General features: G+C 46.7%; 8 protein-coding genes, 1 pseudogene and 1 riboswitch. Of the genes and pseudogenes, 6 read left to right on the top strand and 3 right to left on the bottom strand.

The genetic code is table 11. The annotated features are described in order from the left end of the window. Window positions 1–391, bottom strand: a 391-nt coding sequence (locus QHH26_06475; protein MDH7481605.1) for a hypothetical protein, incomplete at its 3' end; no start/stop codon positions are given. Window positions 392–509: 118 nt separating this feature from the next. Between QHH26_06475 and QHH26_06470 the strand changes: the two genes are divergently transcribed. From QHH26_06470 to metW, 6 genes and pseudogenes are all read left to right on the top strand, one after another. Continuing rightward, window positions 510–1,142 (top strand): hypothetical protein, encoded by a 633-nt coding sequence (locus QHH26_06470; protein MDH7481604.1) that lies wholly within the window; start codon window positions 510–512, stop codon window positions 1,140–1,142. Between the two features lie 369 nt (window positions 1,143–1,511). Then, a complete protein-coding gene (locus QHH26_06465) occupies window positions 1,512–2,543 on the top strand; it encodes a uroporphyrinogen decarboxylase family protein (protein ID MDH7481603.1) in 1,032 nt (343 codons plus the stop codon). Between the two features lie 114 nt (window positions 2,544–2,657). Next, a riboswitch (TPP riboswitch) is annotated at window positions 2,658–2,764 on the top strand. Between the two features lie 86 nt (window positions 2,765–2,850). Then, on the top strand, window positions 2,851–3,621 hold the full coding sequence (locus QHH26_06460; protein MDH7481602.1) for a sulfide-dependent adenosine diphosphate thiazole synthase: 771 nt from the start codon (window positions 2,851–2,853) through the stop codon (window positions 3,619–3,621). 67 nt (window positions 3,622–3,688) lie between these two features. Continuing rightward, window positions 3,689–4,996, top strand: a complete 1,308-nt coding sequence (locus tag QHH26_06455) for an O-acetylhomoserine aminocarboxypropyltransferase/cysteine synthase (GenBank protein MDH7481601.1) — start codon at window positions 3,689–3,691, stop codon at window positions 4,994–4,996. Between the two features lie 149 nt (window positions 4,997–5,145). Further along, a pseudogene (locus QHH26_06450) lies at window positions 5,146–6,258 on the top strand (homoserine O-acetyltransferase). Between the two features lie 29 nt (window positions 6,259–6,287). After that, window positions 6,288–6,938: a methionine biosynthesis protein MetW gene (gene metW, locus QHH26_06445; protein MDH7481600.1), complete on the top strand. Its 651-nt coding sequence runs from the start codon at window positions 6,288–6,290 to the stop codon at window positions 6,936–6,938. 123 nt (window positions 6,939–7,061) lie between these two features. Here the strand turns inward: metW and yfcE are convergent, their stop codons facing one another. Together yfcE and QHH26_06435 are read right to left on the bottom strand one after the other, a co-directional pair. Further along, window positions 7,062–7,631: a phosphodiesterase gene (yfcE, locus tag QHH26_06440; GenBank protein MDH7481599.1), complete on the bottom strand. Its 570-nt coding sequence runs from the start codon at window positions 7,629–7,631 to the stop codon at window positions 7,062–7,064. A gap of 124 nt (window positions 7,632–7,755) precedes the next feature. Beyond that, window positions 7,756–10,491 carry a family 10 glycosylhydrolase gene (locus QHH26_06435; protein ID MDH7481598.1) on the bottom strand — a complete coding sequence of 912 codons (2,736 nt, stop codon included), beginning with the start codon at window positions 10,489–10,491 and terminating at the stop codon, window positions 7,756–7,758. Window positions 10,492–10,496: the final 5 nt, after the last annotated feature.

The raw sequence follows: 10,496 nt of genomic DNA, 5'->3' as shown, positions 1-10,496 counted from the left end.
AGTAGCCGCCGGGATCGACCTTCTCAGGTACCCGAATGGTCAGCTTTACAGTCATTGTTTCTCCCGGATTGCAGGTAGCTTCGTTCGGGTTTACGGTGCACCAAGGGCCGCAAGATCTTTTAACCGTGCCTGGCGTTGCGAAAAATGTATGATTGTTGTCAGCACTACGCCACCAATCTTCTAGGCGTACGCGAAAATGTGTGACAGGAGAATCTTTGGCAAGCGTCAAAGTGAAGATGTGGTTAAGCACTTGTCCAGGTCTAGCCTTGGTGCTAATATTTGCGGGCGAAAAGTGGAATCCAATGGCGTGCACAGGCACCTGGGCTGCAAGGACCACAGATATTCCAAAAATGCCCAGAGCGACTGCGCTTCCAATGTTGCGCGGCCGCATTACGATTCCTCCCCATTTTTAAGTATTCAACAGCAAATTGTCCCGACGCTTACCTCTAGCGTAACCCACAGGTTGGTGATATTGAAATGAAACCTAAAGGATTACCCCTTCTTAGGGCGTGAAACTAGAGAACCTCCATGTTGCTTGGAGCGTATGGTCGCCCGCACGGTCTACGGTCGACTTCGCCGCAAGTGTGAAGACCAATGCATTTGTGGATACTTCACTCGCGTTAGCTGTGGACATATCTGCGACTTTGGTGTATGTTCCTACAGCGTCGCTCATACTTGCTGCGTTTCCAGTTCCGCCTGTCCATGATGGGGCGTTCCACGATATGTCTGAACTTGCCCACGTTACCGAGCCACCAGACGGTGGAGTAAAGTTAGCGGCATTTGGGGCAATTTCAATTCTGAGCTTTTTCCCATCGCTGAGAACTATAGAGGTGGCGCTTACAGTTTGGTTGGCGGAATTTGTGCTTGCCGAAACGTTGTTCACTGTAAAGGTTACAGATGCGGGTACAGTTACATTTGCTTGCTCAGCAACCGTTGCTGTGAAGGTTGTTGTTTGGGATGTGTCCGGTAATGTTACAACGGCGGCCCACAACCCGCTGTTTACGAGCATCATGCTCAAGATTACAGCCACTTTTCTCATGTTTATCACCCTTCCCTCCTTGGTGGGATTGATTTATGGACCAAGTTTTTGGTCCCTCGGGCTTTCAGATTGGTTGCATGGTTTACCTTTATCTGGTTATTGAACAAAAAAGTGTCCGCAATCCCGACTTGCTTTTGTCGGCTTCGGACACCCCCTAATTCGCCCTAATACTTCCCCATCCTTGGGTCCGAGCTGACCAATCTTTTGTTCCATTTTTGTGTATCGGCATACTTTGAAGGTTTCTTTAGGGTTTTTATTAAAAACCCTTTGAACGCCGCAATATTGAAGCTCAAATTAAAACCAACAAGTCACCTGCCTTTAGGTTAGTGCTTTTGGTGAAGGTGAACGATGTTCCATCCTTCTAAAACATAGCATTCGATTGGTTGGCAGTTAAGTCTTTTTTCGATCCTTTTTATTCCTATCTTGTTGACAGCTTTCTTTACTCCTGCTATGTTTTCACTTGGGTGAACAAATGAGCTACGAGATTGGATGGAAAGCGATTAATCTTGAGATGCCAGAGCGGGTGGGGCATACGGAGTACTGTTCACATCCCTTGCTTGTGAAGGCAATTACTGGGGTGGATCCCAGAGAAAATGGAGAAGGCTGGCGGAAGTTCTACGACGCAGTCGGTTATGATTTTATCTGGAGTGCAAATGATGGCCCTGAATGGAAAGGTCGACGGACAAGCATGGGGCACGCGGTTTTCCAGCAAGACGGCACTGATTATGACCCAAATGTTTACTGTCCATTTGAGACGCCAGAGGATGTTCTTAGCTTTGACCCAGTTAAGGAGTACGGCATTCCTGACATAAATGAGCGCACGGCTTTTTTCGAAAACGCTTGGCAGAATGCTCAGGCAGCATATCCCAACCAGGTAGTCCCCGGAGGTTATTATAAGACGCTTTTCTCCGCATGTATTCATGCGTTTGGCTGGGAGATGTTTTTGTCGTCCGCACCTCTGGATTATGACCGCTTTGATAGGGTGCTCGAAGGCTTCTATGAAATTTCTTTGGCAAATTTCATAGCGTGGTCGAGAACATCGGCGCCCGTGTTTCTCTGTCATGACGATATGGTCTGGACACAAGGCGCGGTTTTTCACCCGGATTGGTATCGAAAATACATTTTCCCTCGATATAAAAAGTTATGGTCGGTTATAAAAGATGCTGGAAAAATTGTTCTTTTCTGCTCGGACGGTAATTTTACCGAGTTTATAGATGACATTGCCGAAGCAGGAGCTGATGGATTTATATTCGAGCCGTTGACCGACCTTGAGGTTGTGGTTCGTAAATATGGTCAGACCAAGGTTATCATTGGGAATGTGGATACCAGGATTCTCACGTTTGGCGACAGGGAAGCAATCCGAAATGAGGTTGAAAGATGTATGAACCTGGGGAAGCCATGCCCAGGGTTTTTCATCGCAGTGGGTAACCATATTCCTCATAACGTTCCTATTGAAAATGCGCTATATTACTTTGAACTTGTTGAGAAGCTTGGCAAGCGGTAATATTGCCGCTTGGTTTTACTAGTATAAAAACTGCTTGCCTATTTAAAATTTTAATGGGTTATCAAAAAGCTTGACATTCTGGCCTGTTGCGTGTTATCATCCTAGTTGAAAGTAGAAAACCGCTAGGGGTGCTGCCGAGCAGCTGAGACTCCGACATAAGCGGAGGTCCCTTTGAACCTGATCCGGGTAATGCCGGCGTAGGGAAGCGGAGAGATCTCTTCAATCGAAGGCCTCAAAAACGAGTTTCTCGTTGTCCGCTTAGCATCCCCCTGGCATAAATTTCAATCAAACACCAAGGAGGAAGCAAATGATTGGTAAGGTTTCAGATTTAGATGTTTCACGCCTTATTATTCAAGACTATTACGAGGTGCTGAGAAATTCTCTTGAGTCGGATGTCATAATTGTGGGCGGGGGTCCAAGCGGACTGGTCGCAGGTTATACACTTGCGGAGCAGAACAAAAAGGTGGTAATTATGGAGAAAAGGCTGTCACCTGGCGGCGGCATTTGGGGTGGAGGCAAGGGTTTCAACAAGGTTGTTTTGGAATCTTCGGTTGGAGACATTCTCCGCGAGTTGGACATATCATTTGAAGAAAAGGACGGTTATATCGTAGTTTCATCAGTTCTCCTAGCAGCGTCTCTTATCAAGAAGACCGTTGAAAGTGGGGCAATTTTGCTCAATCTTTTTTCAATTGAGGATGTTTACTTTAACGAAAACCACGAAATCGCAGGTGTGGTTGTCAATGATACAGCATACAAGATGACGAACCTTCACGTAGACCCTCTCACATTTTGTAGCAAGATTGTTATGGATAGCACTGGCCATGATGCGGTTGTGTGCAATTGTCTTGCGCGGCGTGGACTAATTCAATTAAAGGGCGAGCAGCCGATGAATGCACAACTAGGCGAGGAAGGTGTGGTAGAAGGAACGAGGGAGATTTATCCAGGGCTGATAGTAACGGGCATGGCATCTGCACAGTTCCATGGGACGTGTCGAATGGGCCCAATCTTCGGAGGCATGCTTCTATCAGGCAAAAAAGCAGCAAAAATCGCTATTGAGAAACTGGCTAAGGGCTGCTAGGGCATAGGCAGTTGCTGGAATAAAGCCGGTGGAATAAAGTATTAAATAAAGATGGGAGAGCTTAGAAATGCCAGATGAACCAGGAATAGAAACTTTATCGCTGCACGCGGGCCATAAGCCAGATTCAGAGACTAATTCGCGCGCAGTCCCAATTTATCAGACTACATCCTATGTCTTTAATTCGGCAGAGCACGCTGCGAAGCTTTTTAGCCTGGAGGAGTTCGGCAACATCTACACGCGAATAATGAACCCCACAACCGATGTTCTTGAAAAGCGCCTGGCTGCAATGGATGGTGGGACAGGCGCACTGGCTGTAGCGTCTGGGCAATCAGCGATTACACTGGCGGTTCTAAACATCACTCGTGCAGGGCAAAATATAGTCTCTTCGAAATACCTTTATGGCGGTACATATACACTATTCAATTATACATTACGCAAGTTAGGCATTGAGGTCCGGTTTGTGGATTCATCAGATCCAGCTAATATTGAGGCTGCGATTGATGAAAACACGCGGCTTGTCTACGCTGAGTCAATCGCCAATCCGAAGAACAACATTGACGACTTCCCAGCAGTCGCCGAGATTGCTCACAAGCACGGGATTCCATACATTGTTGATAACACCGTTTCGCCACCACCTCTTCTGCGCCCGTTTGATTTTGGGGCGGATATAGTTGTTTACTCGCTTACGAAGTTCATTGGAGGTCATGGCACGAGTATCGGCGGTGCAATAGTCGAGTCGGGCAAATTCAATTGGGATAATGGAAAATTTCCAGAAATAACTGAGCCTGACCCGTCCTACCATGGCGTTAACTACTGGGAGTCATTTGGGCAACATGACAGGGCAAAAGTTCCTGGTATTGCTTATGTTTTTAAAGCACGAGTGCAATTACTCCGAGATCTGGGGCCTGCGCTGTCGCCTTTTAACTCGTTCTTGTTCCTGCAGGGATTGGAAACTTTGCCGCTACGCATCCGCCAGCAATCGGCAAATGCATTAGCTGTTGCAAGGTGGTTGGAGTCGCACCCGGCGGTTAGCTGGGTAAACTATCCTGGGTTGCCAAGCCATCCAAATCATGAGAGAGCAAAGCGATTCCTTAAAGAGGGTTTTGGTGCAATTATTGGCTTTGGAATTAAGGGTGGAATGGAGGCTGGTATAAAGCTGATAGATTCGGTGAAGCTGATTTCTCATCTTGCCAATATTGGCGATTCCAAGAGCCTAATAATCCATCCTGCTTCCACGACTCACCAACAACTGACCCCTGAGGAAAGAATATCGTCAGGCGTGACGGATGATTTTGTTAGGTTTTCGGTGGGTTTGGAGAGCTTGAGCGATATTTTAGCGGATTTGGACCAGGCGCTGAGGAAGTCACAGGAATAGTTGAGGACTGAGTGTTTATCTCAAGCTTGCATGACGTTATGAAATTTGCTATCCTTTACCTTTGTTAGTGCAACATTAGAGTTGAAGCTTGATGAGATAGCGATTTTTAAATTCTTTTTGTGGTTATTAGCCAGTTAATAGGTAGATAAATGTCAGAGAATGGTTCAGTAGGCTATGTTGAAACAAAATATTTCACATTCGCCGAGCCGCCGAACGAAATGCAGCTCGAATGTGGGCGGAAGCTGGGTCCTATTACCCTTGCCTATGAAACTTATGGCGAGCTAAACAAAGCAAAGGATAACGCAATCCTTGTGCTTCATGCACTTTCGGGAAGTGCTCACGTAGCGGGACCAAATCAGGGTGACCAAGATCCTCCTTGGTGGGATACTATGGTAGGACCTGGCAAGGCATTAGACACAAACAAGTATTTTATAATTTGTTCAAATGTTATCGGAGGTTGCAAGGGTTCTACAGGTCCAAGCTCTATAAATCCTGCAACTGGTAGACCCTATGCACTCTCATTCCCTGTAGTCACAATAAGTGACATGGTAAATGCACAAAAACATTTGATTGACCACCTCGGCATAGAGCGCTTGCTGTGTGTTATAGGCGGTTCAATGGGTGGTATGCAAGCCCTCCAATGGTGTGTAAGCTATCCTGACATGGTGAAGCTCGCTGTGCCAATTGCTACCACAAGTTGTCTATCGGCCCAAGCTATTGCTTTCAATGAAGTGGGCAGGCAAGCAATCATGTCCGACCCGGATTGGATGAATGGCGAGTACTACGGCAAAACAGTGCCCCGAAGAGGATTGGCTATCGCAAGGATGATAGGGCACATAACCTACTTGTCAGAAGAAGCTATGCACCGAAAATTTGGACGTCAGCTACAAGACAAAGCAGAGTATGGGTACGACTTCGTAACCGATTTCCAGGTTGAAAGCTATTTACGCTACAAAGGCGACCACTTTGTTAAGCGGTTTGATGCGAATTCTTATCTATACATCACAAAGGCTATGGATTACTTTGACCTTACTATGCCGAGTGGCTCGCTCAAGGAGACATTCAAAGTAGTAAAGGCAAAATTTCTCATCATTTCATTTTCATCCGACTGGCTCTTTCCTACACACCAGTCTAAGGAAATTGTGAGTGCATGCAGATACAATAATCTGGATGTCATTTTTACGGAGATTCAAACAGATCACGGTCATGATGCCTTTCTGCTTGAGTCAAAACAGCTTACACACTTGATCTCTAATTTCCTAGAATATGGTTGGAAAAGGACGCAATAGCTATGGCATGCGTTGAGGAAGTTCATACAAAAGACGGCCACATTCTTTATTTGGCGCCCGAGCACAAATTGATTATTGATTTAGTTGAGGAAGGCAGCCGAGTGCTTGATCTTGGGTGTGGTGGTGGTGATTTGCTGAAGGCATTGAAGGACAAGAAGGGCGTCAGAGCAGAGGGCATTGACTTATCCGAAGAATGCATCCAGGCGTGTGTAGCAAAGGGTCTCTTTAACGTTCATCACGGGGACCTAGATGAGGGTCTTGCTGATTATGCGGACCAATCAGTTGATTACGTTATCTTAACGAACACCATCCAAGTGCTCCACCGGCCGCTGTTTCTTATTAAAGAAATGGCAAGAGTCGGTAAAAAATGCATCATAAGCTTTCCGAATTTCGGCCATTGGTCAATTCGGTTTCAGTTGCTATTCAAAGGCAGGATGCCAAAAAATGCCAGGTTACCATACGAATGGTATGACACGCCAAATATTCACCTCACAACAATTGCGGACTTCTACGATTTTTGCAAGGTTGCCGATCTGCGTGTCCTTAAAGTCATTCCCCTGCGAACTGTAGGTGAAGGTGAGTGTAAAATTGTGCGCCTTCTGCCAAATTTCTTTGCCGATGCGGCAATTTTCGTCGTAGAGCCAGAAAGATAGACACTTTTAGACAAGTTATTGCCGTTTGCGGGAGTCTGCACCTTGAATTTTGCCTCTTTATGGCTTCAAGATTACTGGAATTTTCTCGGCGGCATATTTTTTAATTTATATCGCGTGTGCAGCTTAGGGCGAGGCGAGCGGAAGGGATAGTATTTCTTTGCCGCTTTCGAGCTCAAGAACGCTAACTTTCTCTTTTGAGATTATTCCTACAGTTGGTACAAGAATCCCCGCACGTTGAAATTTTGGATGGGTTGGACTCCCGGGATTGATATGAATCGCATTATCAATTTTTTCGATTACTGGCAAATGTGTGTGTCCTGTAACTAAAATATTTGCGCGGTATTTGGCGGCAACTTTCGACATTTTGTCTTCATCAAGCGTGTGTCCGTGTGTAATGACAATTCTCAATCTCCCAAACTGCACGACTGCATATGGCGAAAGTACGGGTGCCTCAAGAAGTTCTTCATATACTTCTGCGTCGCAGTTGCCGCGAGCAATTACTATGGGCACATTTGATGAATTGATTAGCTGAACAAGGGTTGGGATGTCGTATTCTTGGTTTGGCATCAGACGAGGCGGATGATACAAGACGTCTCCTGCGTGAAGTATCAGGTCAACTTCACCGAAAACATCCATGGCTTTCTGCCATGCGGAAACACTGCCATGAGTATCACTGATGACCCCAATTCTCATTTTTCCCTCTTTTTGTAATTGCAATTAACAGTAATATTTTTGCCAAAAACCACGATATTATACGACAAAAAGGGCCGGAGCTCCTTCTTCGCCCCGGCCCGTCAAATGCGCGGTATTGTGTTAGCTATTGCACAGTAAGCGTCAGATTGCTGGTGTAGGTATTTATCCAGTAACCATACCAGGGTACCAGGTATTCCGAAGCTGGCCAATCCTCGGGTAGCCCAAGAGTTTGCAGTGCCTGTGCTGAATTGTCCCACCACCAGCCAACGGAGTCCAGCCATCCATTTGTTTTAGCGGCTGTGGCGAGACTTACCGTATTGCCATCCTTAGTTACGTTTGTATCTGCCCAATACTTGCCATTTGGGAATGGACAGCCAATGAGTGCCCAGCCTGCTGCCGGTATTTGGATGTCGCGGGCAGGCGGAAAGCTTGCCCATGCCTGGTAACTAATCGTTTTCGGCCCATCAGCGAATAGCCAATAACCTTCGCCAACTCTGCAGTTGCCGAAAATCTCTGGTGTCCAGGGATCGTAAGTTATAAAAGACGCTGTAGGATTATCGTAGCGATATAGTTTGCCCTCTATGTCTATGCCATTGAACACAACTGCTGGGTCAGGATTGACCGGATCAAGCGGCAAACTAATTAAGTTCCAACCTGCGCGCACAATACCATTATAAGACGTCTTTTGGGTGTATCCGAGTGCGAAGTTCTCACGCAGATACTGCCCTGCTGCCAAAGTTTGATTGTAGTAGGTGTACGGCGGAAGGCCGGTTTTCGAACAGGTGATTGTGTACGTTCCAGGTGGAAGATCTAAGAAGGCGTAGAAGCCTGTTGCGTCGGTCTCAGTGGAACGGGTGACTGGGCCTGTTACGGTTACAGTAGCCTTATACACCCAGTTATAGTATATGGGATCATTTGGGTTTGATGCATTGGTGACCACGCCAAATATGCAGCCCGTTGTCGGATTGCTTTTCCATGGCATGTTTGGGGTGGGCACAGGAAGTGTGTACAGGTTTGACTTTACAGCAGACCAAAAGCTTTCGCTTGGCTGGCCGTCTTTGTTTGTCACGGCATAACTGTAGTTGCATATTCCGGCAAGCCCAGCATCCCTGGCAACTTGCATTTGTATGATGCTGTCAGAAATCGAGTTTAAGTAACATGCTTGACCGTCGACGCTGTGTCTGCCGGTGGTTGCTTGCATAGTAGCAAGCCAGTTAGTCCAGAGCCGGTAGTCTTGTTTCTGAGCAGTATCGTATTCTCGCTTGTAGTTCATTAGGATATTAACATCCACGATATGCTGTTCCATCCAGCCTTTTCCATCTTGGAAGACTTCTTTGTATTGGCGTGTTTGTGTGAAGTCGACATTTGGGTCAGCGCCCATCCAGCCTACCGTGTCTACAGAGGTTTTTACGTTTGGTTTCTTGGCCCAGATTTGGACATGGCATTTTTTAAGGAGGTCTGTGACCTGCCTTCGCCGGAAGTCGCTCCACGTGTTCCAGCGGGAATCCGAAGTGGAGGTAGGCGGCCAGTAGCCATATTCATTGTAAAATCTCTGCTGTGTAATTGAATTGTAGCCCCAATTGTAACCAGGATATCTGATGTAATCCCAGTTGAATCCATCGATATCATATTGATTAACGATATCCATGACAACCTTGTAGATGTAATCCTGCACGCCTGGGACTCCTGGGTCGAGATTGTAGTACTGGCCGTCAAGGTTGTTACCTGAGCTGTCGGTCATGGCCCATTCTGGGTGAAGCGTCCATATATGATTGGCTGGCGCTGCTCCCCATCCGCTGTTCCATATTCTGTACGTTACAATCCATGGGTGAACCTCAATGCCCTGAGCGTGTGCCTTTTGGATGAGGTCACCAAGTGGATCAAATGGCGGCGCGTCTATTATATTTGAGGCTCTTGGTTCAAATGTTGAGTTATAATAAGCATCGCCGCACTTCCTGACCTCGGGGATTATAACGTTGTAGTTGTAAAGTTTGTGGATATTCACGAGGTTTGTGATTTGCTCAGCGCTCAGGATGCCATCATGCCACGTGTCCACCCAATTTGCCCGATACTCAGGCGTAGGAGCAGTTGTAGTAAATGTGTAGTCGCTTGAAACAGCTTCATTATTGCTTGCATCTGCTGACTTTACTCTATAATGGTACAGCGTAGTGGGCGAAAGACCCGAAATCAGCACGCTGTGGCTGGTTACGAGATTGGTGTCTTTTGGCGTCTGGTTTCCATAGCTTGTAGTAAGTCCATATTCAACTTGCGATGTCGAGGGCTCATTGGTAGTCCAGGTTATGGTAGCTGTTGTCACCCCAGGCGAGGCCGAAACATTGGAGATTGTGGGGGGCGTCGTGTCCGTGGCCGTGGCAGAGTAGAACCGCATGCCATCTGCTACGACGTATCTCGTGGTGCTCGACCCTTGGTTTGAAATTCTCGCATAGTTGCCTGAGCCGGCATTCATTGTATATGTGCCGACTAGGAACCATGTTCCTCGGTTTGTGGTCTGGTTTACGTAAACAACAGTATCACCGGAGGCATGGTGGATTATGTACTGGGCTGCTGTGGTTTCCGACACTTCCGTGTTGCAGTACCATGTGTACACTTGCCAGTCCGGGGCAGTTTGGGGTATAAAGGGTGTATAAGTTGCCGTACTGCCACCAGCAGTTGCAATCTTACAATACCTGTAATCGCTGCCGTATTTGTCGGTAGCACTCGTGCCAGTAGTCCACGCGTTTGATCCATTTACGAAAACGGCACCTGGATTGTCAATTATAATTTCGACTGCTCCATATAGGCAGGGCGAAATTATTAGCAAGACCAGAAATGTGATTGATAGCCAAAGCCCTTTTTTCATATCAA

The sequence above is a fragment of the Armatimonadota bacterium genome (assembly GCA_029907255.1).
In the GTDB taxonomy this organism is placed as follows: Bacteria; Armatimonadota; UBA5829; order DTJY01; family DTJY01; genus JAIMAU01.
Note: the sequence above shows the minus strand (reverse complement) of the source record. Positions and strands in the feature narration are given on the sequence as shown.

Bases quoted from the DNA above. Each gene is read 5' to 3' on its own strand.
- QHH26_06460 (MDH7481602.1), top strand. From the start codon at position 2,851: ATGATTGGTAAGGTTTCAGATTTAGATGTTTCACGCCTTATTATTCAA.
- yfcE (MDH7481599.1), bottom strand. From the start codon at position 7,631: ATGAGAATTGGGGTCATCAGTGATACTCATGGCAGTGTTTCCGCATGG.
- QHH26_06455 (MDH7481601.1), top strand. From the start codon at position 3,689: ATGCCAGATGAACCAGGAATAGAAACTTTATCGCTGCACGCGGGCCAT.
- metW (MDH7481600.1), top strand. From the start codon at position 6,288: ATGGCATGCGTTGAGGAAGTTCATACAAAAGACGGCCACATTCTTTAT.
- QHH26_06465 (MDH7481603.1), top strand. From the start codon at position 1,512: ATGAGCTACGAGATTGGATGGAAAGCGATTAATCTTGAGATGCCAGAG.
- QHH26_06435 (MDH7481598.1), bottom strand. From the start codon at position 10,491: ATGAAAAAAGGGCTTTGGCTATCAATCACATTTCTGGTCTTGCTAATA.